Origin of the sequence: Kitasatospora sp. NPDC058048, assembly GCF_042885555.1 — a bacterium.
Taxonomy (GTDB): Bacteria; Actinomycetota; Actinomycetes; order Streptomycetales; family Streptomycetaceae; genus Kitasatospora; species Kitasatospora lactacystinica.
Genome location: NZ_JBHVRT010000015.1, coordinates 60,798 through 86,997 on the forward strand (window position 1 = coordinate 60,798; position 26,200 = coordinate 86,997).

Below are 26,200 nucleotides of genomic sequence, written 5' to 3' on the forward strand. Positions count from 1 at the left end.
GGGTCGCTACCGGATCGGGGGGTTCTGGTCGGATCATCGGACTGTTCACGGTTTTCACATCTTCGCGTGGGATCCTTTCACGCACCTCGCCGCGGCTCCGTCCTGTGAGCGGGCCGGGCAAGGGCTCCTCGGGCTGGGAATCGGCTGGGCATTCCACCGAGGACGAGGGGCCGCGGACAAGCGCCGACGGCCGGAACGGGAGCACGCTCGTCTGGTACGTGGCGTACGGCTCGAACCTGCACGCCGCCCGCCTCGCCTGCTACCTGCGCGGCGGGCGCCCGGACGGCGGGGCGCAGGCCCAGCCCGGCTGCCGCGATCCGCGTCCGCCGCGCCGGGCGGTGGCCACCGTGCTGCCGGGCACGCTCTACTTCGCCGGGCACTCGCTCACCTGGGGCGGCGGATCGGCCTTCTACGACCCGGTCGGCGGCGGCGAAGTGCCGTGCCGCGCCTATCTGGTGACGGTCGGTCAGTTCAGCGACATCGCCGCCCAGGAGATGCGCCGGCCTCCCGGCACCGACCTCGACCTCGCCCCGGCGCTCGCCGCCGGGCGCGCCGAACTGGGCCCGGGCCGCTACGAAACCCTGCTGCACGTCGGCGAGTCGGACGGCCACCCGCTGCTGACCTTCACCGCCTCCCGGGGCGTGGCCGGCGCCGATCTCAACGCCCCCACCCCGCCCTACCTGCGCACCCTGGCCACCGGCCTGGCCGAGTCCCACGGCTGGGGCCCCTGGCGCGCGGCCGGCTACCTCGCCACCCGCCCGGGCGCGGCCGGGCACTGGACGCCGCGCGCGGTGGCGGCGGTGCTGGGCTGAACAACGCCGGGACCCGCCGGGCCTGGTGTCCTGTACTCAGGCCCCGGCCGGGGCGCCCCTGCGCTCAGGCCCCGGCCGGGCCGCGTCCGGCCAGCCGTGCGCGCAGGCGCTCCGCCGGCAGGGTGTCCGGGTACGCCAGGAGTGCCTCCCGGGCCCTGCGGAGAGCCTCCTGCTCGATCCCGGCCGGCAGGTCGTCGCGCTCCAGCAGGTGCAGCAGGACGAAGGGGGCCCTCGGCGTCGAGCCGCGCCTGGCCAGCCAGTCCGTCGTGTGCCGCAGGAGCGGGGACAGCTGGGCCGCGGAGAGGTCCCGCCGTTCCAGCAGGGCGCAGAGGATCTCCCGGGTCTTGTTGCTGAAGTTCGCCGAGAGCCGCTCCAGTCCCAGCGCCACCGCCCGGGAGGCCTGTTCGGGGGTCAGGTCCGACCGTCTCAGCAGCGGGCACAGGAACGGCCGCTGGAAGTGGAAGGTGGTGTGGACGGCGCACAGGTCGATCGCGAGGTCGATCCCGAACCGGGCCTGGTCGGGCCGCAGTCCGGTGCGGCGGCCGAGGAGCGAGCCGAGGAGGGCCGGCTGGGCGGGGCCGGCGCGGAGCTCCGCCACCACCAGATCGGCCACCTCGGTCAGCTGCTCTCCGGTCAGTTCCCTCCGCCACAGCAGAACCTGGAGGACGCGCCGGCGGTCGGCGGAGGTCTCGTTCAGCTCCAGCCACCGGAACGCCCGGGAGATGAGGGGGCGGGCCTCCTCGGGAGTCAGCGGGCGTTCGAGCAGTCGTTGCAGCGCGACGGCCGCCGCCGGATCGGCGGGATCGCCGGCCAGCTGGTGCAGCAGTCCGGTGCCCGCGCCGGTGCCTTCGCCGGCGCCTGTGCCTTCGCTGGCCAGCAGGACGCGCAGGACGTGGCTGCGGTGCGGACTGGCGGGATGGAGCCTGCTCCAGGCCTCGACGTAGCGGGTCACCCGCCGCGCCCGGTCGGGGGTGAGCGTGTGGCGCTCCAGGACGACGCGGAGCACCGCGCCGGCGGTGGGGACCTCGGCGTGGTGCGCCGCGAGCCAGTCGAGGCCCCGTTCGAGCGCCGCGTGCTCCTCGGGCGCCGTCAGCGCGGGGTGGCTCAGGAGCGTGCGCAGGAGCGACGCGGCCCGCAGTGTGCCGGCGGCGTCCCGGTGGTCGGCGAACCAGGCGAGGGTGCGGCGCACGGCCTCCTCCCGCTGCTCCCCCGCCGGGTTCCCGTACGTCAGCAGGTGCTGCAGGACGGCGGCGCTCGCCTCGGACGGGCGGCGCGGGCTCAGCCAGTCGAAGGCGCACTGGACCACCCGGCCGCGGGTGGGGGTGTCGTGGTCCCGCTTGAGCAGCTGTTTGAGGACCAGTGGGGCGGAGCGCCAGCCGGCGTGTCCGCGGACCCACTCCAGGGCGTGGTCCACGGCCAGCCGCTCCTGGCCGCAGGAGAGGTCGTCCCGTTCCAGGAGCGCCTGGATGACGTGGTCGGCGTCGGTCTGCCCGGCCCGCCGGGACAGCCAGGACAGCGAGGCCGAGATCAGCGGCTGCGGCACGTTCTGCGGATCGCCGAGCGCCGCCGAGAGGAACGGCCGTGCGGCGTGGTCGAGTTCGGCCCGGGTCAGCCAGGGGCGGACCAGTGCGTCCCAGGTCTCCAGGGCCGCGGACTTCCAGGGCGGGTCGAGGGTCATGGCGAGCAGCGCCTGCTCGCCGTCCCGGCCCGCGTGCTCCAGCAGCTTTCCCAGCCTGACGGCGTTGCGGGTGGCCCAGTCCCGGCAGAAGCGCTCCAGTGCGCCGGCCCGGTGGCCCGTTCCCGGCCCGTCCAGGTCGGAGGCCAGCCGCTGCAGATGGCCGGTGAACAGGGCGAACGAGCGGGAGTGCCGGGACGTGGCGTCGAACAGCGTTTCGGCGGATGCGCCGTGGATGCTCCAGCCCGGTGGCGGCAGGAGGGAGTGGAGGACCAGTTCGTCCGTCACGATGTCGTGGACGACGTGGAGTTCGCCCCCGGACTCGTCCATCCACCCCAGCGAGACCAGGGTGTCGGTGACGTGCCGTCCGCCCATGACGCCCGCGGCGGTGGAGGGGTGGGCGTCGAGCAGCGCGTCGAGTGCCTCCTCCACGGCCGGGCGGGGCTGCGGGCAGATGCTGACCGCCGTGGCGAAGGCCAGGTGGGCGAGGTCGGGCAGGGCGGTGGCCAGCGGGCCGGTCGCGTCCCCGGTGCCGACGGGGGTCAGCGAGTCCTGCCGGATTCCCTCCCGGATCCAGCTGACCAGTTCACCGGGGCGCACCCGCGCGAGGTCCGGGGCGAGGTGGCCGGCGCGGATCCGGCGTTCGAGGGCGTCGGCGATGAGCAGGGCGATGACCGGACGGCGCCCGCAGGCCCGGGCGAGTTCCTCCTCCCCCCACCGCTGGAGCGCCTGCGGGGCGACTTCACGGAGGATGTGGGTGATCACCGTGGTCCGGTGGTCCTCGTCCTGGCGCAGCAGGACCTCGTCGAAGAGGAGCCCGGCACCGCGCTGGTGGAGCCGGTGGCGTGCTCCCGGACGGGTCGAGGCGAGCGCCGCGACGTGGACGCCGCACCGTTTGGCCTCGGGCAGCAGGGCGTCGACGAGTGCCCGCGGGTCCAGCTGGGCGCAGGTGTCGAGGGAGTCGAGGACGAGCAGGACCCGGGGCCGCTCGGCCTCGCGCACGACCTGCGAGAGGTCGTCCACCGTCACGGAGTTGTTCGCCTGGAGGTGGAGGACCTGCCAGCCGTCGAGATGGGCGGCCCGCGCGACTTCGAAGCAGGTCCGGGTCTTTCCCGCGCCGGCCTGTCCGACCAGGAGGACGCCTCGCGGGTCCGGTGTCGAGAGACGGCGCAGCAGGTTCCGCGGTTGGGCCTCGTGGAGGGGGCCGGGGCTGACGAAGGAGAGGCGGTCGTCCACGAGGCGGGTCTCGCGTCCGTGCAGTCCCCGGACGACCTCGTCGTGGGTGTGGATCTCCCGCAGGCGTTGCGCGGAGCCCTCGCGGTCGGTCACCGCGACCGGGTCCGGGTCGACGTCGTGGGCGCGCAGGTAGCGGACGAACCTGGGGTCCTCGGACAGTCCTTGGAAGCCGGTGGCCGTCAGGCTCGCGGTCCCGCCGCGGGTGTGGTGGCTGCTGCACACGCCCAGCAGTACGTCGTCGCGGGTGAACACGCCGGCGCCGGAGAAGCCCGTCCACGGTGATGCCGGGCCGGGCCGGTCGGTGGGCGCCGCGGGGGGCGTCGCGGGGGGTGGGGAGGTCAGTGACAGTTCCAGGTCGGCGCGGCCCAGGAAGGAGCCGAGCAGCACGTCGCCGTCGATCTGCCGGGTGGTCGGCCGCATCCGGTCGATGGCGAAGTCCGGGAAGCCGACCGCGGTGAAGGCGATGCGGCCGAGCCGGGTGGGCGCGACGCCGAGCCGGATCGGCGGCAGGTCGCCGCGGTCCTCGGCCAGCACCAGCAGGGCCAGGTCGAGGGAGGGGTCCTGGTGGCCGACCACCAGGTCGACGGCGACGGGCTTGCCGCTCCCGCCGGCCGATCCCACCGCCGGACGGACCTCGTACGCGTAGCGCTCGGAGTCCTCGAAGGCGTGGCGCACGGAGAGTGCGAGACCGCTCGCGAGCAGGAAGCCCGAGGCGAGGAACCGCGTCCCACCGGTCGTCCGGTCCCGTCGGGCGACCATCACCACCCTGTCCAGCATGCCGTTCGGGCCGCGCCGCATGCCCTGTCCCCCACCCGCCGTTCGGACCGTTCCGCAAAGCCTCCCCGGTGGTGGCTACCGCCGTCCGCCGGGCCCCGCCCGGCGTCAGTCGGGCAGCAGGATCCCGGCCTCGGAGTTGGTCAGCACCGCACCGCCCTGCTCGGTCTCGGCCGTCAGCTCCAGCGACACCGTGTGCGTGGCGGTCCTGGCGCCGGCGGCCTTGGCCCCGCCGGAGACCACCCAGAACTTGACCCCGCCCTCGACCTCGGCCGAGGCGGTGACGGCGACCTCGACGTCGAGCTTGACGGAGTTGACGCGCAGCCGCACCGGCGAGCCCTCGCCGTCGGCCATCGCGGTGGCGAGCTCCTGCCGAAGCGCCCGGATGGTGTCCGCGAGCCCGATCTCCATACCCGTCCCCCTTCGGCCCGCTCCCCGTACACCGGGTGCGGCCACGAGATGATCATCAGTGGGACATGGTAGGCCACCCGCACCCGCCCGGTCCGGGCGCCCGCTGAACGGCCGCCGGGGCCGCCCGGCGGCGCGGCGCCGCACCCTCGCGGCGGCCGTACCGTCGAGCGGCCCCGGTCTTCCCTCCGGCCCGGCCCGGCAGGCCGGTTGAGGAAGTCAGTGCTGGTACATGCCGACCTCGTAGCCGCCGCCGGGCTGGCGGAGCATCACATTGGCCCGGTTGAAGGCGTTGATGATCGCGATCACGCAGACCAGCGCGGCGAGCTGCTCCTCGTCGTAGTGCTTGGCGGCATTCGCCCACACCTCGTCGCTCACCCCGCCCGCCGCGTCCGCGAGCCGGGTGCCCTCCTCGGCGAGTTCCAGCGCGGCGCGCTCGGCGTCGGTGAACACGGTGGCCTCGCGCCAGGCGGCGACCAGGTTGAGGCGCACCGGGTCCTCCCCGGCGTGGACGGCCTCCTTGAAGTGCATGTCGATGCAGGCGCCGCAGCCGTTGATCTGGCTGGCGCGCAGCCGCACCAGCTCCTGGACGGTGTACGGCAGGCTCGACTCGGCGACGGGCCTGTTGGCGGCGATCAGGTGCTTGAAGACCTTGCCCATGACGGGGCTGGCGAAGGGGTTCAGGCGGGCTTCCATGGGGTGCTCCTCGGTCGGTGGTCCCGTTGCTGCCCTTGAAGACAGGACAGCCCGCCGTTTTGTGACATCCCCGCGCCGCCCGCGCGCCGTGAGCTGCGCCACACCGTCCGCCCGCGGGACATGCGGCGGCCCGGGCCCGAATGCCGGGCCCGGGCCGTTCCCCCCGGAGGTCAGGGGATGGTGCAGACGGCGGTCGCCAGGATCGACTCCGTCGCGGTGCCGGTGTTGGTGCCGCGCACGACCCAGGAGCTGCCGCTCGGGTAGGAGTCGGTGAAGAAGATCCGGAAGGCGCTGGTCTGGCCGCCGCCGCCGGTGGGCACCTGGCCGGAGGGGCAGGTCACGGTGGCGAACCCGTTGCCGCCCGGGGCCACGTCGACGAAGTCGCCGAAGACCTGGTTGTGCGCGGACAGCAGCGCGGGGTCGGCGGCGGCCTCGTCGTGGGGCACGACGACGCTCGGCTTGCCGGCGGGCTTGCCGTCGGCGAAGGCGACGGCGGCACTCGCGGCCAGGACGCTGAAGGCGGTGAGGGCGGTCAGGACGAGGGGCTTCGTGCGGGCCACGGCGGCCTCCTGGGGTGTGGGGTGTGGGGTCGGGCTGTGTCGACGGCGGACTGTTCCCCGCATCGACCCCGATCCGTACCCGAACCACCCGGGCCCGCCGCCGGGGAAGGCATCCGCTACCCGGGCGGAGGAACCCCGCTGCCCGGCCGGGCTAACGGGGGGCCGCACTCCCCTGTTCGATCAACGACGGGCCTTCGGCGGAAACATGAGCAGCCGTCACCTCGGCCGGTTCCGCCGCCGCCGGCGACAAGCCGAACGTCGGCTACTCGGGCAGCGCCCTGCGCATCGTCCGCACCCCGGGCCGCAGCCCCACCGCCCGCGTCCGCGCCCGGGTCCGGGCACCGCTCACGCCGGCGCCCCCGCGACGGGGCTGCGGCGGGTGAACCAGCAGGCCAGCAGCAGGTTGGGCACCCAGCACAGCCAGGCGATGGCGGTGTAGGAGGTGCGGAAGTCCAGGTGCGCGGCCATGGCGACGGTCAGCATGAGCCGCAGGGTGACGGCGGCGAAGGTGAGCGCGAAGCTGCGGACCATCCAGCGGCGGTGGTCGACCACCCGCCCGTCGAGGATCGCCCGCAGCCCGGCGCCGCCGGTCACCAGCCAGGCCATGGCCAGGCAGGCGAAGCCGGTCCCGGAGACCGCGCCGCCGAACGCGACCGGCGCCATCAGCAGCGCGCCCGCTCCGCCGACCAGGCAGCCGATCAGGTAGGTGACGCCGATGCGGCGGTGCAGGCGCGGGCGGCGTTCGCGCAGGCGGCGGGAGAACTGCCACGGCCCCACCAGCAGAGCGGTGAGCGCGCCGAATATGTGGATGTAGAGCGGCACTTCGTGACTCAGGTAGGTGGCGCGCTGCTGCTCGATGAAGACCGCCGGATCGAAGCTGAGGTACTTGGCGGAGACGGCGACGATGAGGGTGGAGAGCACCGTCATGACGGCCCAGCCGGCCCGTGTGATGCGCATGCACCCGAGTCTCGGGCCCGACGGCCGGGTCCGGCATCGGGGTTGTCCCCGAGAAAGCACCCTCAGAGAACCCTCATCTCCGGTGCTGGTTCGCCCAGTTGAAACCTGATGCCCGGGTTGTTCCCCCGAAGGTGTTGTCCCGGACCGGAGCTCCTTGGAATCGATCACGGCGCGGCTAGCGTGAGCGGCGATCACCACGAGAACTCCCTCCGGAACGAAGGAATCCCATGTCCGACGCCTACGTCTACGTCAAGGACAACACGGCCGAGATCAGCCTGCCCGCCGGCACCCAGGTCACCGTCAAGGCCAAGACCAACTCGTCCAGCGTCCAGCAGGTGCGGCTCACCGGCCAGGACGGCGGCGTGGACCTGCTGTTCAGCGGGACGGGCGAGCGCAACACCGTCATCGGCCAGGAGACCGTCACCGGGCAGGCCGGCCTCAAGGCCGTCTTCGAGTACGCCGGGGCCGACGGCGTCTTCCGGCCGAGCAAGCTCAACTCCGGCGGCCCGTACGAGATCGGCAACTACAACCTCCTGGTGGTCGTCGCCGAGAACGGCGACGACGCCGACTACAACGACACCGTCCTGGAGTTCAGCTGGTTCACCTCGAAGTAGCCGCAGGACGGCGAGAACGCCTCGGCCCGGCGCGCGGGAGTGCGCGCCGGGCCGAGGCGTGCCGCCGGGCGGTGCGGGCGGGCAGTGCGGTCAGGCGGGCTGCCAGAGCTCGATCCGGTTGCCCTCGGGGTCGGTGACCCAGCCGAACCGGCCGACGCCCGCCATGTCCTGGGTCTCCTCGGCCACGTCCGCTCCCCGGGAGCGCAGTTGGGCGAGCATCGCGTCCAGGTCGCGGACGCGAAAGTTGAGCATGGTCCGCTGGGTGCGGGAGCCGAAGTAGTCGGTCCCGGACTCGAAGGCCGCGAAGACCGTCGGCCCGGGCTCCTGGCGCCACAGGCCGTGTCCGTCGGCGTCCAGCCCCAGGCAGTCGCGGTACCAGGCGCCCAGCGCCGCAGGGTCGGCGGCCCGCAGGAAGTACCCGCCGATGCCCACTACTCGTTCCATGCCGCCATCCTGCCACCACGGTGGTCGGCGGGCCCGGCACGACCCTCCCTCCTCGTCTTCGGGTGATCTTGGTCGGGTGTCGGCCCGGCGTCCGGACGGGCACGGCGCGCGGTCCGGCATGCATGCCCCGGGCCGGGGATCGTGGGCGGATCATGCTCCCTTCGTCCCGCCAACTCCATGCCCTTCGAGAGGATTTGATCACTACGAAGCTGGTCCGACGAATCGCCGCCACCGTCGCGGCGGACGCCTGCCGCCGCACCCCGAGGGACTGACGGAACCGCCCCGGCCCGGCGCGGGGAGCCCGCGCCGGGCCGCTAAGGGCTGTGACCGCGAAGGTTCGCCGTGGTGGGCGTGGCGGCTTGATGCAGCAGGGGAAGCCGCCTCTGTAAGATCACGGCCCCAGGGTCCGAAGGGCGGAGTGTTTGATGATGGAAATGCCGCAGATACGCCTCGGTAGCGATGATTCGTGGCTGGAACTGGCTCAGACCGGCGAGGACAGCTGGCGGGTCACTGCCGACTGGTGCTCATCACTGTCAGCCGACTTCACCGCCTACCTCACCAGGAAGGAGGTTGCGGACTTCACCGCACGGATGCTGTCCCATTTGCGCGCCCCGTCGGGCTCTCGATTCTCGGAGGCAGTGACTCCCGGCCGCAACAACCCGCTGAGGCTGCACGCCGAACCCGTCGAAGACAGGTTCGCCTTCTTCGTGTATCTGACTCCCAACGGTGACGACGAGGTCTGTCACCTGCAGATGGAGATCAATCCCATCGACGCCACCGAACTCCGGGACATGTTCGATGCGTTGCTCGCATCAGTGGTGCTCTGACCGCACGAACCTCCCGCAGGTCAGGCCGTGCTTCGGAGTGGCCGGCCTCCCCGAGGGACGCCCTTCTCGCTTCGCATCCGGGCGCACTACCGGCGCCGCCGCGACGACCACGGCGACCGGCACGCCGCCGGCCGGCGCAATCTGTTCAACCGGATGCTCGGCCAGCTCTACCACTGCCTCAAGAACCGCCGCCTGTTCGACGAACACGCCGCGTTCCCGGCGCCGCAGGCCCCAGCACTGGCGGTGGCACAGGTGATCTCGCTTGCGACGCACCGACCCGCAGAGGTCGCTCGGCAGCATGCTTGAATCACCGGATGATCGACTGGTCCGCACTCCACGACGCCTACGGCCCGGCACATGCGATACCCGGGCTGCTGGACCGGGCCGTCGATCGTGACCAGGAGGCGATCGACCTGCTCTGGGGGAGCTTGTGCCACCAGGGGACGATCACACCCGCGAGCATCGCCGCACTGCCGCGGCTGGCGGACATCGCGAAGGCCGAGGACATCGGGGACTGGGCGCTCGATCTGGCCGGCGCCATAGCGGGTGGCCTCCTCCAACCCCACGGTGCCGACGAAGAAGTCGCCCGGTGTGCGCCCACCCTGGCCGAGCTGCGGGCCACGGCCGCCGCCCGGCTGAGGCCTGGCCTGGACGGGAAGACCTACCTGAGCCGGCTGCAGGCCATGCTCGCGTTCGACGGCCGGCCCTTGTGGTTCGAGACTCTGGACGACTTCACCGATTCCTTCGTCACTGTCGCCTGTCCGCACTGCGACGCACCGGTGACGATCGCGGTCGGCGACTACGGCTGCTACTCCTCGATCCGGGACTGGAATCTGGGGGACGTCCACCAGGTCCCGCTCCGGCCGGCCATCCCGCACGAGCTGACCGGCACCGGGCGGATGCTGCACGAGTCGGCCGTACGGGATGGCCGGCAAAGGCTCGCCTGGGGCCTGACGCACCTGTTCGGCCGGGCGGAATGCCCAGGATGTGCGAGCGTCTTCGGCATCGCAGACGAGTACGAGGCCGCCAACGCACCCGCCCCATGGAACTTCGCCCGAAGCCACACCAAGGACGCTCCCTGAGCACCCGCAGGGACCTCGAAATCGAACATTGAGCTCGTGCCCGCTGTCCCGACTTGACGGCTTGGCACCGTGAGGTGTCTGGCCAGGACGGGAACACCCCGGCCCGGCGCGGGGAGCCCGCGCCGGGCCGGGGCATGTCCGCGTGCCGTCACGCGGCGCGCTGGCCGTGCAGGAGGGCGGGCAGGGAGCGGCCGGCGAGGGCCTCGGCGGCGCGGGCGGCCTGGGAGGGCGCCATGAAGTCCGGGAGGCTGCGGGCGGGGACGAAGCGGGCGCCGAACAGGCCGCTCCTGCGCTGCGCGGGGACGGTGATGAGGGTGCCGTCGGGGACGGCGCCGCCGTCGAACACCAGGGTGAGGCGCTCAAGGTGGCGGTCGGCGGGGGTGAAGTCGACGGCGAGGACGTCGGTGAGGCGGACGATCAGACCGGTCTCGGCGTGCAGGTGCCGGGCGGCGGCCAGGTGCGGGGGTTCGTTGGGCTTGGCGGAGCCGCCCGGCAGGATCATGCCGTCCATGTAGTCGGGGTCGACCAGCAGGACGTCGCCGCGCTGGTTGCGGACGAGGACGAGGCAGCCGAGCCGGCAGACGGGGGGCTTGGCGAGCAGGCGGGGGTCTTGCATGGGGGAGGTCGCTTTCTCGACGCGGTGGGGGATGTTCAGTCGTCGTGGGTGAGGCGTTCGTAGCGCAGCCCCTTGCGCAGCAGGTCGACCATGCGCAGGAGGTCGAGCGGGCGCGCGGTGAGGCGCAGCAGGTAGCTGCACGTCAGGCGGCCGTCCGCCCAGTCGACTTCCAGCGTGGGCAGCTTGACGCCGCCGAGGGCGAGGACGGTGGCGAGGTCGTCGAGGACGTCGGCGGCCTGCCGGCGCTGCTCGGCGATCGCGCGGGAGAGGGTGGAGGACAAGCTGCTCACTCCCCCGGCCGCTTGTGGACCTCGAAGGCGCGCCAGGCGCCGTACGCGTCCCCGAAGAAGGTGAAGGCCGCGAGTTCGCCGCTGGCGCCGCGGAGCCATTCCCCGGTGAGCTCGTTGCGGACCCGGTAGCGGTCGGCCCCGGCGTCCCAGCGGACGCCGTAGCCGTGGAGGCGAGGGAGTTGGTCGTGGTGCATGGGAAGGGAACCCTCTGCGATCGGAGTTTCACGTTCTGTGCACATGGTGGCCTGACGTGACCTAGGATCGGAAGCGCCAAACAACTTGACTTCGAGGCCACGTTGAGTCGGAGCACCCATGGTGAACATCAAGGAAATCGACCCGTCGTCCAGTCCCTGGGCCCCCTTCGGCATCCAACTCCGCAACTCACGCAAGGCGAAGGGCCTCAAGCAGCACCAGCTCGCGCGCAAATGCGGAGTCAGCGCCTCGTACGTCTCGTTCGTTGAACTTGCGCACCGACCGCCGAGTGAAAAGTTTGCTACCAAGGCCGACGAAGTCCTGGAAACGGGCGGGACCTTGATGCTGATGTGGTGGCAGCACAAGCACACAGCACTCGTGCCGGGCTTCCCGGAGTACGCCAACCACGAGAACGGCGCGGAGCAGATCCGGATGTTCGAGATCAACATCATCCCGGGGCTCCTACAGACCCGAAACTATGCCGCCGCGTTCGAAGCGGGGAAGGTCAGGCAAGGCACCGCCACCCCGGAGGAGGCCGAGGAACGCGTCGCGTTCCGGCTAACTCGGCAGCAGTGCCTGGATCGCACGCCAGCGCCTCTTCTCCACGCGGTGATGGACGAAAGTTGCCTCAGGCGTACAGTCGGGGGCCGCGGCGTCATGATTGAGCAGTTGCTCCATCTTGAACAGCTGGCCGAGCTGCCGACCATGGTGCTCCAGGTCGCGCCTTTCACGCTCGGAGAGAATCAGCCGTTCCTCCGCATGGTTCATCTCCTTACCATGCCTGGACGCAAACTGCTCGGCTACAGCGAGAACGAGCAGCGCGGCTACCTCGATCGAGAGGTCGAGACCGTCGCATCCCTGGCCAAGAGCTACGATCGGCTTGCAGTCGAGGCCTTGAACCGGTCCGACTCGTTGGCCATGATTCGCTCGGCAAGGAGAGACCTTGAATGGATGTCGACCTGACTGACGCTTGCTGGCGGAAGAGTTCGCACAGCGGTGGCGGCGGCGCATGCATCGAGGTCGCCGACGGCTTCGCCGGCGTCATGCCCGTGCGCGACTCCAAGGACCCCTCCGGCCCCACCCTCCTCTTCCCCTCCGCCGCCTGGCAGGCCTTCGTCACCGCCGTCCGCACCGGCGAGTTCGACGCCCGCTGACCACAACCCTCGGCCCCGCCGCCCCCGCCCAGGGGCGGCGGGGCCGAGGTGTGCGCAACTGGGCAGCGGGCGGCTCTTTTCTGGCCAAATTGGTCTCTACCATTGCCCCGAATCCGGGATTCCGGAAGGCTCGCCGCCGAGCACCGGGAAGCGGACTCCGGTGTTCTCCCTTGAGCGAGGAAGACATCGACATGGCACTTCGCAAGGCGGTTTCCACCATGGCCCTGGCCGGGCTGCTCACGGTTGCGGGCGGTCTGATGGCCGCCCCCGCGGCCCAGGCGTCCACCACAAGGACGACCGGTTACACCTACATCGGCATGTACCCGAGCGGCGCCGCGTGCGACGCGGCCGGCAAGGCCTACGTGGCTCGCGGGGAGGCGGTCAGCTACTTCTGCGACGTCGCCCCGAACACCGCCCGCCTCTCCGTCTGGTTCTACTGAAAACCATCCGGGTGACCATCTGAGGGGCGGGAAGCCGGCGTGGCCGGCTTCCCGCCCTTTTCCCCTACTCTGGTGGCCAGTTGGCGGCACGGCCTCGGGAGGGCGCGCGATGGACACCACCCACATCACCACCTGGCGGAAGAGTTCGTACAGCGGCAGCGGCGGTACGTGCGTCGAGGTCGCCGACGGCTTCGCCGGCGTCATGCCCGTGCGCGACTCCAAGGACCCCTCCGGCCCGGCCCTCCTCTTCCCCGCCTCCGCCTGGCAGGCCTTCGTCACCGCCGTCCGCACCGGCGAGTTCGACGCCCGCTGACCACAGCCATCACCGGCCCCGCCGCCCCACCCTCGGGACGGCGGGGCCGGTGGCTGCGGTCAGAGCCCGAAGTTCCAGTCGACGATCATCTGCAGCAGGTCCTTGCGCTCGTCCACGAAGTCCATCGCGATCACGCCGTAGTGCGCGCGCTGGGAGATCCGCGGCGTCAGGTAGTCCTGGATGGAGGGATTGACGACCTTGGCGATCTGGTACGGGGTGTCCGGGAAGCTGCTGGAGCTGGCGAAGTGGAGGTAGAGCTTGCCGTCGTTCTGGCCGTAGAACGCCGTGTCCAGCCCTTCCCTGACCCGCTGGACCTTGCGGCTGGGCCCGTCGCTCCACGCGTCCTGCAGCCAGATCCGGGAACTGTCCCCCCACTGCAGCGGGTCGTAGCGCCCGTCGCCCCAGGTGAAGTCCGACATGATGGGGACGATCTTGCCGCGCACCTGCCCGAGTGTGGGCAGTCCGCCGGGCAGTGATCCGGCCTTGGGGAGCCAGAACCAGGGCCGGTAGTTGCCCTTCCCGTCGTAGCCGTCCATGTAGTAGTTGAAGATCTCGCTGAAGCGGTAGTCCTGCCCCTCGGTGTACTCCTTCTTGACCCGCATGATGATCGTCTCGCGGGGGTTCGCCTTCAGGAAGTCGATGCAGAGGTTCAGCACGTCACCGAAGTTGATTTTCTGGTAGATCTTGTCGTGGTGGATGGTGAAGACGTCGCCCGCCACCCGGCACCGGATGTCGAGGAAGCGCACGCCCGCCTGGAGCTGCTGGTTGATGCGCCACTCCTGGCACTGGGCGAAGCCGAAGGCGCCGCCGTCGTACAGCGCGCAGGTCTCGTGGGTTCCGGGGATCGTCAGCTGCGACAGCTTCACGTTGTCGCCCAGCAGCGACATCCACTTGTCGGTGGGGCGGTGGACGAGGCGGTCCGGCGCGGCGACGGCCGACGCGCCCGAGCCGGCGATGCCCAGGGCCCCGGTCGTGGCCGCGAGCGCTGCGCCCCTGAGAAGGGTCCTACGGTTGATCGACATGCAAGAAGCCTCCGGACTCGGGGCCCCGATGGTGATCGGGCGTGAACGTTCTCTTTCCGACTCCAACGGGCCTCCGCCCGAGGCCGGTTCATCGTCCGCGAACCGAACGCCCGCCACCCGCACCGCGGCCGCGCCGGCGGGCGGCACGCGGAAAACCCGGTGCGCCCGGCGCGACACCTCGGTAGCCTGCACCGCCATGGCATCGGAACTGGAACGCCCCCCACTCCAGGCGGACGAACGCACCGCGCTCATCGGCTGGTTGGACCTGCAGCGGAAGATCCTGCGCTGGAAGTGCGAGGGGCTGGACGACCGGGACGCGCACCGGGCGGTCGTCCCGACCTCGCCGGCCATGACGATGGCCGGCCTCATCTCGCACATGCGCTGGACCGAGCACCTCTGGCTGGAGGTGATGTTCCTCGGCGGTGACGAGAAGCAGAATCCGTCCTTCGACGAGTCCACCGAGGACGCCGACTGGCACACCGACGACCGCCCCCTCGCCGACCTGCTCGCGGAGTACGAGGCCCAGTGCGCCCGCAGCAACGAGATCGTCGCGGCGGCCTCCCTGGACGACGTCGGCCGCAAGCCCGGCTTCCGCGCCGGCGGCGCCAACCTGCGCTGGATGCTGATCCACCTCGTGGAGGAGACCGGCCGCCACGCGGGGCACGCCGACATCGTCCGCGAGCTCCTCGACGGCTCGAAGGGCTACTACTAGCGGTTCCACCGGACTTCACCGTTTCCGCCGGCCGGCGGCCCGGGAGCGGGAGCGGGAACCTCGGCCGGGCGGGTGCGGGACGCTCCGTCAGCACCCGCCCCGCGCCGGACCGGCCGTGAAGGGGCCCCGTGACCGGGCAACTCCCGGTGATCCGTACACCGCTGACGCCCTGCTAGGGTCCCGACCCGTGACGGACAGGGTGCAGAAGCAGTACGAGGCGATGCGGGGGCACTTCCACCGGGCCGCCGGGCAGCGCGGATTCACGCTCGACCCCGCCCAGGAGCTCCCGGTCGAGCGGCTCAGCCGGCTGGCCGGCGAGCTCGCCCACCCGGCCTGGCGGCTGCGCCGCGGTCCGCGGCACCTCTACCTCTGGGGCCCGGTCGGCCGCGGCAAGAGCTGGCTGGTGGACACCTTCCTCGACGGGCTGGCGACCCCGCGCAAGCGGCGGCTGCACTTCCACGACTTCTTCCGCCGGCTGCACGAGGGCGTCGCCCACCACGCCGGGAGTCGCGGCGCGGACGGCGCGGCCGTGGACCGGGCCGTGGACGAGCTGCTCGGCGACTGCCGGGTCCTGGTCTTCGACGAGTTCCACGCCCACGACGCGGGTGACGCGATGCTGGTGGCCCGTCTGCTGCACACCCTGCTGGACCGGCGGATCACCCTGGTCACCACGTCCAACTACCCGCCCGCCGGGCTGATGCCCGACCCGCTGTACCACCACCTCTTCGAGCCGACGATCAGGTTGATCGAGGAGCGGATGGACGTGGTCGACGTCTGCGGGCAGGTCGACTTCCGGCGCCTGCCCGGGTCGGAACGCGCCCACGGGTTCGGCCTCGGCGCCCGGCTCCGCCCCGGCGACGAGGCCTCGGCCGGCCTCACGGCGCCGCGGCCCGAGGAGGCGGGTCCGGTGGCCGCCCACCACCGCGAGCTGCCGGCCCGGGCCGTCCGCGGGGACCACGTGTGGTTCGGCTTCCCGGAGCTGTGCGAGGGCCTCACCTCCGTCGCGGACTACCTCGCCCTCGCCGACCGCTTCCCCACCGTCGTCCTCGACGGCGTCCCGCCGCTCACCGAGGCCTCCCCCGACGGCCGCCGGCGCTTCGCCAACCTGGTCGACGTCTGCTGCGACCGCGACGTCCGCCTGGTCCTGATCGGCGCCGACCCGCTCGCCGGCCTCCCCGCCGGCTCCGCCCTCATGCGCGACCTCGACCGCACCGCCAGCCGCCTCGCCCTCCTGCGGCACCCGGCCCCGCAGGCAGGGGTCTGAAGACGGACCCTAGCTTCGGGTGAAGGTCCCGAGGCCCTCGTGGTCGAGCTGTTCGACCACCACCGTGGAGGCCCGGCCGTCGGCGCCCACGCCGAACGTCACCCCGGACAGGCCGACGGCGTTCTCCCCGCGGGTGCGGAAGCTGAACACGTCCCCGGCGTAGTGCTGGAGCGGGAACTGCAGGTCGTCCGGGCCCAGGCTCATCACCAGGGCGCCGCCGTTGCCGGTGGTCACGGTCAGCGGGCCGTAGTAGCCGTTGGCGTACGTGCCGACGTAGGCCGCGTCGGGCCTGGCGGGGGCGGCGTCGGCCGGGGGCTTGGTGTAGTCGGTGGGCGAGACGCCGGTCAGCGCGGCGGCGGGGACGACCTTGCCGAAGAAGGCGAGCCAGTCGACGGTCTCGTGGCCCTCCTCGGCGAGGTCGAAGAACTCCTCGGCCACCGCCTCGGGCAGGCCGACCGGCTGGCCGTTGGTCAGCACCACGATCCCCAGCTGCTCGGAGGGCAGCAGGGTGACCACGGTGGCGGCGCCCAGCTCGAAGGCGCCGGAGTGGTTGAGCCGCAGCCGGCCGCCGTTGTCGCGGCCGACGTTCCAGCCCAGGCCGTACTGGCCGGGGTTGCCGTCGGGTGCGGACGGCGGGTTGGAGAGGCTGTGCGGCAGCCAGGTCTCGCCCAGGGCGGCGGTGTCGACGATCTGCTTGCCCTCGAAGGAGCCGTCGGCGAGCTGCAGCCGCATCCAGCGGGAGAGGTCCTGCACGGTGGAGCTGACGCCGCCGGCCGGGGACTGCGGGTCGGCGTTCTCGGTGGTGCTGACCTGCCAGCCGCCGCCGGCGCCGGCGCGCACATGCGGCACGGCCTTGTCGGGCGCGTTGTCGTAGGCGGAGCGCAGGGAGCTCGTGGAGGTCATGCCGAGCGGCTTGTAGAGGGTGTCGGCGGCCAGGGTCTCCCAGGCGGTGCCCCTGGTCCTGGCGACGGCGACGGCCGCCTCGGTGAGGCCGTAGTTGGTGTAGGCGTAGGTGGCGCGGAACGGGGCCAGGGGCTGGTCGCGCAGGTGCTGGAGGATGTAGTCGCGCTGGTAGCCGAGGTCCTGGAGGAGGTCGCCGGCGTGGTCGGGCAGGCCGCTGCGGTGGGAGAAGAGGTCGGCGAGCGTCACGTGGCGGCCGACCCAGGGGTCGGCGAGGGTGAAGCCGGGGTCGTGGGCGATGACGGGGTCGTCCCAGGCGACCGCCTTCTGGCCGACGGCCGTGGCGACGACGGTGGAGGAGATCGGCTTGGAGACGGAGGCGAGCTGGAAGACGGTGTCGGGGTCGACGGTGTCCGGCTTGCCGAGTTCGCGGACGCCGAAGCCCTTGGCGTGGACGACCTTGTCCTTGTGGACGACCGCCAGGGCCAGGCCCGGCACGCCGGTCTTGCGCAGGGCGTCCTGGACGTAGGCGTCGATCCGGTCGACGGCGAAGGCCACCTGCCGGTCGCTCAGCTGCGGCGAGGGCTGCGGCGGCGCGGTGGGCACGGCGCCGGAGGAGCCGGGGGCGGCCTCGGGGTCGGAGGCGGCGGAGGTGCACCCGGCGAGCAGCAGGCCGGCCAGCAGGGGCGCGGCGATGCGGTGTCCCGGCCTGGCGGCGGTGCGGCGGTGCATGCGGGTCCTCCCTCGTCCGGGCGGCACGGGCCGTGCGCCTCATCGCGTGAGTACGTGAGTATTCGACGGCCCGGCGCGGCCCGGGCGGGCGCCGCGCACCGCCGTGGGCGCATTCACCCGTGCGGCGGCGGCGCGGCGGGCGAAGCCGCGTGGAGCGGGAAGTCGGCCGGGCCGACTTCCCGCTCACCCGGGGCCGGGGCGGCCCTCGCCGCCGTCGCCCGGCAGGCCGAACAGCGGCCGGCAGGGCGTCAGCCCGTCGACCGTGACGGGCACCTCGCGCCGCGCCTGCCAGCGCTCCCGGGTCAGCCTCAGCCGGCGCTCCGTCACCGCCCGGCCGCGGACCACGTGGCGGGCGATGCCGTCGGGTTCGTAGCCGTGCCTGCGGGAGACGGCGTACGAGGAGGGGTTGTCCTCGAAGGCGCCCGACCTGGCCCCGGTCGCGTCCAGGCCCGCGAAGGCCAGGTGCAGGACGGCGGCGCGCATCTCGGTGCCGATGCCTCGCCCCTGGTGGCGGGCGCCGAGCCAGGAGGCGGTGGTGGCCTCCCGCAGGACGGCGAAGTCGCGGGCGGCGAGGACCTGCAGGCCGACGACGCGGCCGTCCTCGAAGACGGCCAGGTTCAGGGCCCAGTCCTGCGGGCACCACGTGCCCAGGCGCAGCCAGTGGTGCTGCACCACCGAGCGTGCCCGTTCCCGCGGGGGCAGATCGGTCCACGGCACGATGAAGGGCATGCGGTCCGGGTCGTGGACGCCTTCGGCGGCGAGGTCGGCGAGGGCGGCGAGTTCGTCGTCGTCGGGCAGGCGCAGTTCGAGGCGGCGTGTGCGCAGCCGCAGGCCCCGCAGGGGCCAGTGGTCGGTCGGCATGGGTCATTGTCGGAAGCGGCCGGGGCCGCGGTCATCCGGTTTTCGGCCCCGGGGCGAAGCCGCGTGGAGCGGGAAGTCGGCCGGGCCGACTTCCCGTGCGCACGCCCGCTGCCCCGCCCCTGGCCGACGACCCCGCCCTCTACTCGACGACCTCGGCCTTCTCGATGACCACGTCCTCCTTGGGGACGTCCTGGTGGCCGCTCCTGGAGCCGGTGGGCACGGTCTTGACGGCGTCCACGACGTCCTGGCCCTCGACCACCTCGCCGAAGACGGCGTAGCCCCAGCCCTGGGCGTTCTTGCCGCTGTGGTCGAGGAAGTCGTTGTCGGCGACGTTGATGAAGAACTGGGCGGTGGCCGAGTGCGGGTCCCCGGTGCGGGCCATCGCGACGGTGTACGTGAGGTTCTTCAGGCCGTTGTCGGCCTCGTTCTGGATGGGGGCGCGGGTCTTCTTCTGCTTCATGCCGGGTTCCATCCCGCCGCCCTGGACCATGAAGCCGTTGATGACCCGGTGGAAGACCGTCCCGTCGTAGAAGCCGTCCCGGACGTACTGGAGGAAGTTCTCCACCGTCGCCGGGGCCTTCTCCGCGTCGAGGCGCAGGACGATGGCGCCGTGGTTGGTGCTCAGTTTGACCTTCGACACGATGACCTCACTGTACGGGTTGCGGCGGCTACGGAGTGCTCACGCGCATTGTGGCAGGAGGGACGGCCGGGCACCGTCGAGGCGCTTCAGTTGGCGAGGGTGAAGTCGCCACCGACGGGGGCGGCGAGCTTGTCGATGCCGGTGAGGGCGGTGAGGGTGGGCACCGGGGTGCTGCTGTCGGCGGTGGTGCCGTCGCCGAGCTGGCCGGAGCCGTTGCTGCCCCAGGAGTGCACGGTGCTGGTCCCGGACAGGGCCACGGTGTGCTCCCGGCCGCCGGCCACCAGCCGTACGCCGCTGAGGCCGGGGACGGTGACGGGGGTGACGCGGAAGACGGTGGTGCCGTCGCCGAGTTGGCCGGCGGTGTTCTGGCCCCAGGCCTTGAGGCGGTGGTCGGTGTCGACGACGGCCATGCTGTGGTTGCAGCCGGCCGCGATCCGGGTGACCCCGCCGGTCCAGGCCCCGTGGGTGGTGACGGGGGTGTAGCGGTTGATGGTGGTGTTGTCGCCGAGCTGGCCGGTGGCGTTGTAGCCCCAGGCCTTCACGGCGGCGCCGGTGCCGGGTGTGCCGACCAGGACGAGGTTGTGGCTGGCGCCGGCGGCGATCCGGCTGACGCCGGTCAGTCCGACGACCCGCGCGGGGAGGCCACGGTTGGTCGAAGTTCCGTCGCCCAGCTGGCCGTTGCTGTTGTAGCCCCAGGCCCAGACGGTGCCGTCCTCGCGCAGCGCGAGGCTGTGGTGGAGGCCGGCGGCGATGGCGACGACCTTGTGGAGGCCCTCGACCCGCACCGGGACGCCGCTGTCGGCGCCGGTGCCGTTGCCGAGCTGGCCGTGGTTGTTCTGGCCCCAGGCCAGGACGGTGCCGTCGGCGAGCAGGGCGAGGCTGTGCGCGCCGCCGGCGGCGATGTCGGTGGCGTCGGCGAGACCGGCCACCTGGCCGGGCGCGTTGTGGCTGAACACCGTGCCGTCGCCGAGCTGGCCCGAGCCGTTGACGCCCCAGGACTGCACCGTGCGGTCGGCGAGCAGGGCCAGCCCGTGGCCGAGGGTGGCACCGGCCCCGCCGGCGGCGATCTTCACCACGTCGGCGCTGGTCAGCCCGAGCACGGCGGTGGCCGTGGTGCGGAGGTCGGCCCAGGTGCCGTCCCCGAGCTGGCCGGAGCGGTTGTTGCCCCAGGACTTCAGGCGCTTCTCTGCCATGCGACAATGCCTCTTTACTTGTATGACAATAAGTCAAATCGTCGACATGTCAGACCTGTTGACGAGTCCACGATCATGGACCGACGCTACCCACGCGCACGTCACCGGCACGGGAAACGGCGGCGCCGGCCACTCGATCGGGTGACGGCGGCCCTCCGGCGCGGCTGACGGCCGTACGTCCCGCAGCACGTGGCGGCGTGGCGCGGGGCGCGGGGCACGTGGCGCGGGACTACGGCTCAGCGGGTGCGGAAGGCCTGCCGGTAGGCGCCGGGGGTGGTGCCGGTGCGGGCGCGGAAGCGGCGGCGCAGGTTGACGGCGGAGGTCAGGCCGACGCGGGCGGCGATCGCGTCGACGGGCAGGTCGGTGTCCTCCAGCAGGACCCGGGCCGCGGCCAGCCGGCGGGCGAGCAGCCAGGCGCCCGGGCTGGTGCCGAGCTGGTCGGCGAAACGCCGGGCCAGGGTGCGGGGCGAGACGCCGAGGCGGGCGGCCAGGGCCTCGACCGACAGGGGCGCGCCGAGGCGCTCGTCGGCCCAGGCGAGCAGGCCGTCCAGCGCCTGCCCCGACGACACCGGCACCGGCGGTGACGGCGGTGACGGCGACAGCGGCGACGCCGGCGCCGGCGCGTACGGCGTGCGGTCGTCGTCGGGGTGCGGCGCCATCGCCATGTGCCGGGCCAGCGCGGCGGCGTGGGCGGCGCCGTGGTCGCGCCGGACCAGGTGCAGGCACAGGTCGAGGCCGGCGCCGGCGCCCGCGCTGGTGGCGACGTCGCCGTGGTCCACGTAGCGCCGGTGCGGCTCGACCCGGATCCGGGGGTACGCGCGGCGCAGCTGGTCGGCGCGGGCCCGGTGGGTGGTGGCGGTGCGGCCGTCGAGCAGTCCGGTGCGGGCCAGGGCGAACACTCCGGAGCAGATGGCGGTCAGCCGGGCCCCGCGGGCGTGTGCCCGCAGCAGGGCGCGGCGCACGGGGTCGGCGAGGGGTTCGTCCACGGGCAGCCAGCCGGGGACGATCACGGTGTCGGCGGTGTCGAGCGCGTCGAGGCCGTGCGGCACGGACATGGTGTAGCCGCCGGTGGTGGGCACCGGGCCGGGGACCTGCGTGCAGGTGGCGAAGGTGTAGTGCTGCGGCAGGCCGGGTCTCGGTGTGCCGAAGACTTCGGCGGCGCAGCCGAGTTCGAAGGTCGACTGGACGGGCCGGACCAGGGCCACCACGCGGTGCATGGCAGGAAAGTACCCCAGGGTGTCGCGGTGGGGCCTGTCCGGGCCGGCCGGGGCGCGGCACCGTTGCGGGCATGTATCCGGAGATCCTTGCCCAGCAGGGCTACACGTCCGTGTCCGTCGACGAGTCCCCGGTCCGCGAACTGTTCCCCGGTGTCCGGCTGCGGGCGCTGTGGCGGGGGCCGGACGGCGCGCACGCCCATGTGCTGGAGATGGCGGCGGGCTCCGGCTGGCCGCACCGTGACGTCCACGAGCCGGGGCCGGAGGAGGTGTTCGTGGTGGCGGGCGTCTTCAGCGACGGGGCGCGGGACTACCCGGCCGGTACGTTCCTGCACGCTCCGGCGGGGTCGTGGCACGTGCCGTCGACGGCCGTCGGCTGCACGCTGTTCGTGTTCTACCCGCAGGGGTAGGGCCGCGGGGGCGGGGGCGGGGGCGGGGGCGGGGCGGGAGGCCGCCGGGGGCCGCCGGAGGTCGCCGGGGTCGGGCTTCCCGCCCCGCGCCGGGCCGGTCAGGAGCCGGGGCTCAGCGAGGCGTTGACGTCCTTGAGGAACTCGGCGACGGGGCGGCCGAGCAGGTCGGAGCTGTCGAGGGAGACGCCGTAGCGGTTCTCCAGGTCGGCGAGGACGCCCAGCACGCCCAGGGAGTCGACGCCGAGGTCGAGGAACATGCGGCCGGGGTCGGCGAGTTCCTCGGCGGTGACCTGGACGCCGGCGCGGGTCCTGACCAGGGTGGCCAGTTCCTCGTAGGTGATCTCCGTGGCCATCGGGCCCTCCGGGGGTCGTGGGTGGCAGGGCCGACGGCGGTCGGGTCGTTCAACGGGTGGCCCTGTGGGCGCAGTTGTACGTGGTCGCCAAGCGTCCGGTCCAGCTCGTTCACTCGTGCGAGTGATCCTTCACGGGGATGGCCGGTGCCGCACCGCCGGGGCGGGCGCCGGGCCGGGCGGGCTCAGGGCCGGGCGCCCGTGGCCCGGCGGGCTCAGGCCGCGCCGAAGCGCCGTTTGGTGTCGGCGACCAGCGTCCGCTGGAAGGCCGCCCCGGGCATGTCGGTCAGTGCCGCGGGGCGGCGCAGCAGTGGGGCCGGCTCGTAGGCGAAGGTCCAGGTGAAGCGGGTGCCGCCGCCCGGGAGGGGTTCGAGGCGGTAGTCCTCGCCGAAGCGCCGGTACAGCGGCAGGGAGGCCTCGGTGACGCAGAACGCGTGCCGCGTGCCCTCCTCCCAGAGCGTGAACTCCTCGCGCAGCCGCAGCGTCCCGAGCGCGGTGATCTCCCGGGTGGTGCCGACGCCGTGCGGGGCCGGTGAGGTGTAGCGGCCGCCGGCCAGGCCCCGGCACCAGGACAGCGGTGCCGGGCCGGCGAGCCCCGCCCACACGCTCCGCGGTGCCACCGGCAGGTCCATCACGTGGCGATGGCGGTGCGGGGCGGTGTCGAAGAAGGAGGCGTCGAAGCGCTCCAGTGCGAACCAGGGCATCGGGGCCTCCTCGTGGCGGGTCGGGGGGTGCGCCCGAGCGTACCGGGCGGGGGAACCGGGCTCCCCGTCAGGTCGGGTACCCCGTCGGGCCGGGCAGTCGGGCCGGGCAGTCGGGCCGAACCGGGCCGCCGGCCCGGGGCCGTCAGGCGATGCGGTGGGCCAGGCCCGGGTAGTCGGCGACCAGGCCGTCCGCGTCCAGCAGCAGGTCCGCCCGGTAGTCGCCGGAGGCGTAGCGGACGGTGGCGCCTGCGTCCTCGTGGCGGCGCAGGTGGGTGTAGGTCTGGCGGGAGGGCACGACGACCAGCTCGGGCACCCGGATCCAGGCCATCAGGAAGTGGTGCTCGCCCGGGCCGCGGTGGAGGGCGTGGCGCAGCACGGGCGGGGTGTTGGTGAGCGGGGACAGGCCGAGGTCGCAGTCGAGGGCGCCGTCGAGGTCGGGGCGCGGGGTGCCGTCGACGGTCCAGCGGCCGGTGGTCGCGTCGCGGCGCAGGTCGAGGGTGCGGACGGTGTCGGGGGTGCGGGCGGTGACGTGCATGCGGCGGGTGGTGAAGCCGTCGCCGGTGTCGAGTTCGTAGTCGAGCCAGTACGGGGCCGGTTCGGCGGCGGCGACGCGGCCGCGGGCGGTCAGGGCGGTGGGACGCAGGTCGATCCAGGAGGTCTCCAGGCCGGCGGTCTCGGTGACCCGCCAGGTGGGGGCGGCGGTGCGGGCGGCGGGGTGGTGCGGGTCGGGGGCGGTGCGGCTGTTCATTCGTGCACGGTACTGCCGGGTGCCGACAGCGGCCCCGACGGGCCGTCAACGCGGGGGGTTCATTCGTTCGGGTGAGGGTGGGGGCGGGGCGTGCCTCGTGCGGGGCGGGGCGGGGTTCGGGGCGGCGGCGGGCCCGGTCCCGGGCTCTCCATAATCGCGTGGGTGATCACATCCTGTGACGAAGCGGTGGCCCGGTTGCGGGCCCTGCCCGGACTGTCGTGCTGTGCCCGTCCCCTGAACGTGCTGCCGCTGCTGCGCACCGGCTGCCTGTCCGCGGTGGTGAGCGTGGAGGGCCCGGACGCGGGCTGGGCGGGCGAGTTCGGGGCCTCCTTCCATGCGCTGGAACCGGACCGGGGGGTGCGCGACCACACCTCGGCGGGGGCCGGGGTCCACGCGGTGCTGCGCGCGATCGCCGGCGCCCCGGGCGCGGACGCGGACGCGGCGGGCGGCGGCTGGCGGGGCCGGGAACTGGCGCTGCTGCCCTACTCGGCGATGAAAGCCGAGTGGCGCACGGCACTCGGCGCGCTCGGCACCCGCCTGCTGGAGCCGCCCTCGCACGTGGACCTGCCGATGCTGGGCGACAAGCGGGCGCAGCGCGCGTGGCTGCGGTCGGTGGGGGCCGCGACCCCGCCGGACGCGGTGGTCCCGGCGCTCGACCACCGGGAGCTGCGCCGCCGCTTCGGGTCCCCCTACGTGGTGCAGACGCCGGTGGGCTCCAGTGGCAAGGGCACCCACCTGGTCGTCGACGAGGCGGACCTGCGCCCGATCCGCCGGGTCGGCGGCGGGCCCTGGCTGGTGAGCGGCTACGTCGAGGGCGTCGCGGTCAACCTGCACGTCCTGGTCTCGGCGGACAGTGCGGTGCGGGTGCTGCGCCCGTCCGTCCAGCTGACCCGTATCGAGGGTGTCGGCGCGCCCTTCGGCGCCTACTCCGGCTGCGACTTCGCCGCCCCGGCCCTGCTGGCGCCGCTCGCCCTGGCCCGGGCCGGCACCGCGGCGCGGCGCGTCGGCGAGGCGCTGGCCGCGCTCGGCTACCGGGGCCTGTTCGGCGCCGACTTCGTCCTGGACGGCGAGCGCCCGCTGCTGCTGGAGCTCAACTGCCGTATGCAGGGCTCGACCTGGCTGCTGGGCGAGCTCGAACTGGCCGAGCACGCGCTGCCGTCCGCGCTGCGCCACGTCCTGGAGCTCTACGGGCACGCCACCGGCGGCGAGCCGCGTACGGACGCGGCGGGCGCCGTGCAGCTGGTGGTGCGGCACACCGGCGCCCCGGTGCGGGTGGCGGCGGCGCCCGGGGGCGGTCTGCACCGGCTCAAGGACGGGCGGCTGCGGTACTGCGGCGCCGGGTTCGGCCTGCTGGAGTGCGGGCCCGACGACTGCGTGCTGCTGCAACTCCCCTCCCCCGGGACGGTGTTGCTCCCCGGGGTGCCGCTCGCCCGGGTCGTGGCCCGGCACCCGCTGACCACCCCGGACGGCACCGCGCTCACCGCGCCCGGACGGCGGCTGGTGGACGCCCTGCGCGCGGGCTTCGTCCTCGAACCCCTCGACGAACCCGTGGGATCCGCCGTCCCCTGCGCGTCGCGGTGAGGAGACCCGTGCCGAGGACACCCGTGCCGAGGACACCGGTGCCGCTGTACGTCCGCGCCGCGGTGCCCGCCGACCTGCCCCGGCTGGCCGCCCTGCGGGCGGAGGCGGCCGCCTGGATCGCGCTGGAGCACGGCTCGGTCCAGTGGTCGGCCCCGTACGACGCCGAGCGCGGCCTGACGCTGATCGCCCGGGGCGCGACGGTGGTCGCCGCGCTGGCGCCGCAGGGCGAGGCCGTCGCCACCGTGACGCTGCGCCCCACCGGCAGCCCCCGCCTGTGGAGCGGCGAGGAACTCGCCCGCCCGGCCCGCTACGTGAGCTCCTTCACGGTGGACCGCCGGTACGCCGGGCGCGGCATCGGCGCCCGGCTGGGCGACTGGGCCGCCTGGCGGGCCGCGCGGGCGGGCGCCGGGCTGCTGCGGGCGAACGTGTGGAGCGACAACGCCGCCCTGCACGCCTACTACCGTGCGCAGGGCTGGCGTTGGGTGCGCACGGTGGCCCACAGCCGCAGCGGCGCCCTGTTCGAGCGCGCCACGAGCGCGGTGGCGCCGCCGCGGATCCACGAGGCGGGCCGCGTGCGGGCGTGAGCCGTGCCGTGCCCGTCCGTGCCGGACCGCCCGTGCCGGAGCGCAGGGGCGCGCCGCGCGGGCCGGCCGGGCCCGCCGGTGGCTGCCGTACCGGCCCGCCCCACCCCGCCGCCCCGGGCCCGTCGCCCCCCTTGCGACGTCGCCCGGGTGGCGCAGCGGGGCGGGCCGGTACGGGCGGGTCGTGTTAGCAATGGC

The 26,200-nt window shown here is 73.4% G+C and carries 32 protein-coding genes; 13 read left to right on the plus strand and 19 right to left on the minus strand.

Translation table 11 applies throughout. From position 1 onward, the window contains the following. Positions 1-218 precede the first annotated feature (218 nt). Complete coding sequence (locus ACFVVA_RS17725) at positions 219-812, plus strand: histone deacetylase (RefSeq protein ID WP_387690479.1); 594 nt, start codon at positions 219-221, stop codon at positions 810-812. Between the two features lie 64 nt (positions 813-876). Here ACFVVA_RS17725 and ACFVVA_RS17730 read toward each other — a convergent pair whose 3' ends face one another. From ACFVVA_RS17730 to ACFVVA_RS17750, 5 genes are all read right to left on the minus strand, one after another. Continuing rightward, positions 877-4,521, minus strand: a complete 3,645-nt coding sequence (locus tag ACFVVA_RS17730; RefSeq protein ID WP_387690481.1) for a trypsin-like peptidase domain-containing protein — start codon at positions 4,519-4,521, stop codon at positions 877-879. Positions 4,522-4,605: 84 nt separating this feature from the next. Next, a complete protein-coding gene (locus tag ACFVVA_RS17735; RefSeq protein ID WP_359906629.1) occupies positions 4,606-4,908 on the minus strand; it encodes a trypco2 family protein in 303 nt (100 codons plus the stop codon). A gap of 216 nt (positions 4,909-5,124) precedes the next feature. Continuing rightward, entirely contained in the window at positions 5,125-5,601 is a 477-nt protein-coding gene (locus ACFVVA_RS17740) for a carboxymuconolactone decarboxylase family protein (protein WP_387690483.1), read from the minus strand. 170 nt (positions 5,602-5,771) lie between these two features. Beyond that, positions 5,772-6,161 carry a hypothetical protein gene (locus ACFVVA_RS17745; RefSeq protein WP_387690485.1) on the minus strand — a complete coding sequence of 130 codons (390 nt, stop codon included), beginning with the start codon at positions 6,159-6,161 and terminating at the stop codon, positions 5,772-5,774. Positions 6,162-6,506: 345 nt separating this feature from the next. Then, positions 6,507-7,118: a DUF2306 domain-containing protein gene (locus ACFVVA_RS17750; protein WP_387690487.1), complete on the minus strand. Its 612-nt coding sequence runs from the start codon at positions 7,116-7,118 to the stop codon at positions 6,507-6,509. A gap of 227 nt (positions 7,119-7,345) precedes the next feature. On the opposite strand from ACFVVA_RS17750, the gene ACFVVA_RS17755 reads away from it, so the two are divergent. Next, positions 7,346-7,732, plus strand: a complete 387-nt coding sequence (locus tag ACFVVA_RS17755; RefSeq protein WP_387690488.1) for a fucose-binding lectin II — start codon at positions 7,346-7,348, stop codon at positions 7,730-7,732. 90 nt (positions 7,733-7,822) lie between these two features. On the opposite strand, the gene ACFVVA_RS17760 is transcribed toward ACFVVA_RS17755, so the two are convergent. Next, positions 7,823-8,176, minus strand: a complete 354-nt coding sequence (locus tag ACFVVA_RS17760; RefSeq protein ID WP_387690490.1) for a VOC family protein — start codon at positions 8,174-8,176, stop codon at positions 7,823-7,825. Positions 8,177-8,601: 425 nt separating this feature from the next. On the opposite strand from ACFVVA_RS17760, the gene ACFVVA_RS17765 reads away from it, so the two are divergent. After that, positions 8,602-9,003 (plus strand): hypothetical protein, encoded by a 402-nt coding sequence (locus ACFVVA_RS17765; protein ID WP_387690492.1) that lies wholly within the window; start codon positions 8,602-8,604, stop codon positions 9,001-9,003. Here ACFVVA_RS17765 and ACFVVA_RS17770 read toward each other — a convergent pair. Next, positions 8,989-9,303 carry a hypothetical protein gene (locus ACFVVA_RS17770; protein WP_387690493.1) on the minus strand — a complete coding sequence of 105 codons (315 nt, stop codon included), beginning with the start codon at positions 9,301-9,303 and terminating at the stop codon, positions 8,989-8,991. The genes ACFVVA_RS17765 and ACFVVA_RS17770 overlap by 15 nt on opposite strands. A 14-nt stretch (positions 9,304-9,317) precedes the next feature. Between ACFVVA_RS17770 and ACFVVA_RS17775 the strand changes: the two genes are divergently transcribed. Continuing rightward, positions 9,318-10,085, plus strand: a complete 768-nt coding sequence (locus tag ACFVVA_RS17775; RefSeq protein WP_387690495.1) for a hypothetical protein — start codon at positions 9,318-9,320, stop codon at positions 10,083-10,085. Between the two features lie 148 nt (positions 10,086-10,233). Here the strand turns inward: ACFVVA_RS17775 and ACFVVA_RS17780 are convergent, their stop codons facing one another. The 3 genes from ACFVVA_RS17780 to ACFVVA_RS17790 are packed head-to-tail and all read right to left on the minus strand — an operon-like array spanning position 10,234 to position 11,185. After that, on the minus strand, positions 10,234-10,701 hold the full coding sequence (locus ACFVVA_RS17780; protein WP_387690497.1) for an NUDIX domain-containing protein: 468 nt from the start codon (positions 10,699-10,701) through the stop codon (positions 10,234-10,236). 35 nt (positions 10,702-10,736) lie between these two features. Then, positions 10,737-10,982 (minus strand): hypothetical protein, encoded by a 246-nt coding sequence (locus ACFVVA_RS17785; RefSeq protein WP_387690498.1) that lies wholly within the window; start codon positions 10,980-10,982, stop codon positions 10,737-10,739. Between the two features lie 5 nt (positions 10,983-10,987). After that, the gene (locus ACFVVA_RS17790) at positions 10,988-11,185 is read right to left on the minus strand and encodes a hypothetical protein (RefSeq protein WP_387690500.1); all 198 of its coding nucleotides are present in this window, start codon (positions 11,183-11,185) and stop codon (positions 10,988-10,990) included. Between the two features lie 118 nt (positions 11,186-11,303). On the opposite strand from ACFVVA_RS17790, the gene ACFVVA_RS17795 reads away from it, so the two are divergent. The 4 genes from ACFVVA_RS17795 to ACFVVA_RS17810 all read left to right on the plus strand — a co-directional run bounded on the left by ACFVVA_RS17795 (position 11,304) and on the right by ACFVVA_RS17810 (position 13,090). After that, the gene (locus tag ACFVVA_RS17795; RefSeq protein WP_387690502.1) at positions 11,304-12,146 is read left to right on the plus strand and encodes a helix-turn-helix transcriptional regulator; all 843 of its coding nucleotides are present in this window, start codon (positions 11,304-11,306) and stop codon (positions 12,144-12,146) included. Next, on the plus strand, positions 12,131-12,337 hold the full coding sequence (locus tag ACFVVA_RS17800; RefSeq protein WP_387690503.1) for a DUF397 domain-containing protein: 207 nt from the start codon (positions 12,131-12,133) through the stop codon (positions 12,335-12,337). The genes ACFVVA_RS17795 and ACFVVA_RS17800 overlap by 16 nt, the downstream gene beginning before the upstream one ends. Positions 12,338-12,528: 191 nt before the next feature. After that, positions 12,529-12,777: a hypothetical protein gene (locus tag ACFVVA_RS17805; protein WP_387690505.1), complete on the plus strand. Its 249-nt coding sequence runs from the start codon at positions 12,529-12,531 to the stop codon at positions 12,775-12,777. A 109-nt stretch (positions 12,778-12,886) separates the two neighbouring features. Beyond that, positions 12,887-13,090, plus strand: coding sequence for a DUF397 domain-containing protein (locus ACFVVA_RS17810; RefSeq protein WP_387690506.1), 204 nt, complete (start codon positions 12,887-12,889; stop codon positions 13,088-13,090). A 59-nt stretch (positions 13,091-13,149) separates the two neighbouring features. On the opposite strand, the gene ACFVVA_RS17815 is transcribed toward ACFVVA_RS17810, so the two are convergent. Continuing rightward, positions 13,150-14,112, minus strand: coding sequence for a phosphatidylinositol-specific phospholipase C (locus ACFVVA_RS17815; RefSeq protein ID WP_359913017.1), 963 nt, complete (start codon positions 14,110-14,112; stop codon positions 13,150-13,152). A gap of 196 nt (positions 14,113-14,308) precedes the next feature. Between ACFVVA_RS17815 and ACFVVA_RS17820 the strand changes: the two genes are divergently transcribed. Together ACFVVA_RS17820 and zapE are read left to right on the plus strand one after the other, a co-directional pair. Then, positions 14,309-14,824 (plus strand): DinB family protein, encoded by a 516-nt coding sequence (locus ACFVVA_RS17820; protein WP_387690508.1) that lies wholly within the window; start codon positions 14,309-14,311, stop codon positions 14,822-14,824. Between the two features lie 187 nt (positions 14,825-15,011). Continuing rightward, positions 15,012-16,088, plus strand: a complete 1,077-nt coding sequence (gene zapE / locus ACFVVA_RS17825; protein WP_387690510.1) for a cell division protein ZapE — start codon at positions 15,012-15,014, stop codon at positions 16,086-16,088. Between the two features lie 9 nt (positions 16,089-16,097). Here zapE and ACFVVA_RS17830 read toward each other — a convergent pair whose 3' ends face one another. The 5 genes from ACFVVA_RS17830 to ACFVVA_RS17850 all read right to left on the minus strand — a co-directional run bounded on the left by ACFVVA_RS17830 (position 16,098) and on the right by ACFVVA_RS17850 (position 21,631). Beyond that, complete coding sequence (locus ACFVVA_RS17830) at positions 16,098-17,720, minus strand: serine hydrolase (protein WP_387690512.1); 1,623 nt, start codon at positions 17,718-17,720, stop codon at positions 16,098-16,100. A gap of 183 nt (positions 17,721-17,903) precedes the next feature. Then, positions 17,904-18,581 carry a GNAT family N-acetyltransferase gene (locus ACFVVA_RS17835; RefSeq protein WP_387690514.1) on the minus strand — a complete coding sequence of 226 codons (678 nt, stop codon included), beginning with the start codon at positions 18,579-18,581 and terminating at the stop codon, positions 17,904-17,906. 139 nt (positions 18,582-18,720) lie between these two features. Continuing rightward, positions 18,721-19,221, minus strand: a complete 501-nt coding sequence (locus ACFVVA_RS17840; protein WP_387690516.1) for a peptidylprolyl isomerase — start codon at positions 19,219-19,221, stop codon at positions 18,721-18,723. Between the two features lie 86 nt (positions 19,222-19,307). Then, the gene (locus tag ACFVVA_RS17845; protein ID WP_387690518.1) at positions 19,308-20,414 is read right to left on the minus strand and encodes an RCC1 domain-containing protein; all 1,107 of its coding nucleotides are present in this window, start codon (positions 20,412-20,414) and stop codon (positions 19,308-19,310) included. Between the two features lie 236 nt (positions 20,415-20,650). Then, positions 20,651-21,631: a helix-turn-helix domain-containing protein gene (locus ACFVVA_RS17850; protein WP_387690520.1), complete on the minus strand. Its 981-nt coding sequence runs from the start codon at positions 21,629-21,631 to the stop codon at positions 20,651-20,653. A 71-nt stretch (positions 21,632-21,702) separates the two neighbouring features. On the opposite strand from ACFVVA_RS17850, the gene ACFVVA_RS17855 reads away from it, so the two are divergent. After that, positions 21,703-22,038 (plus strand): cupin domain-containing protein, encoded by a 336-nt coding sequence (locus ACFVVA_RS17855; protein WP_387690521.1) that lies wholly within the window; start codon positions 21,703-21,705, stop codon positions 22,036-22,038. Positions 22,039-22,136: 98 nt separating this feature from the next. Here the strand turns inward: ACFVVA_RS17855 and ACFVVA_RS17860 are convergent, their stop codons facing one another. The 3 genes from ACFVVA_RS17860 to ACFVVA_RS17870 all read right to left on the minus strand — a co-directional run bounded on the left by ACFVVA_RS17860 (position 22,137) and on the right by ACFVVA_RS17870 (position 23,840). Next, the gene (locus ACFVVA_RS17860; RefSeq protein WP_387690523.1) at positions 22,137-22,391 is read right to left on the minus strand and encodes an acyl carrier protein; all 255 of its coding nucleotides are present in this window, start codon (positions 22,389-22,391) and stop codon (positions 22,137-22,139) included. A 212-nt stretch (positions 22,392-22,603) separates the two neighbouring features. Continuing rightward, positions 22,604-23,092, minus strand: a complete 489-nt coding sequence (locus ACFVVA_RS17865; protein WP_387690525.1) for an SRPBCC family protein — start codon at positions 23,090-23,092, stop codon at positions 22,604-22,606. 142 nt (positions 23,093-23,234) lie between these two features. Further along, positions 23,235-23,840 (minus strand): putative glycolipid-binding domain-containing protein, encoded by a 606-nt coding sequence (locus ACFVVA_RS17870; protein ID WP_387690526.1) that lies wholly within the window; start codon positions 23,838-23,840, stop codon positions 23,235-23,237. 162 nt (positions 23,841-24,002) lie between these two features. On the opposite strand from ACFVVA_RS17870, the gene ACFVVA_RS17875 reads away from it, so the two are divergent. Continuing rightward, the gene (locus ACFVVA_RS17875) at positions 24,003-25,421 is read left to right on the plus strand and encodes an ATP-grasp domain-containing protein (RefSeq protein ID WP_387690528.1); all 1,419 of its coding nucleotides are present in this window, start codon (positions 24,003-24,005) and stop codon (positions 25,419-25,421) included. A gap of 8 nt (positions 25,422-25,429) precedes the next feature. Further along, the gene (locus ACFVVA_RS17880; RefSeq protein WP_387690530.1) at positions 25,430-26,005 is read left to right on the plus strand and encodes a GNAT family N-acetyltransferase; all 576 of its coding nucleotides are present in this window, start codon (positions 25,430-25,432) and stop codon (positions 26,003-26,005) included. The last annotated feature ends 195 nt before the right edge of the window (positions 26,006-26,200 follow it).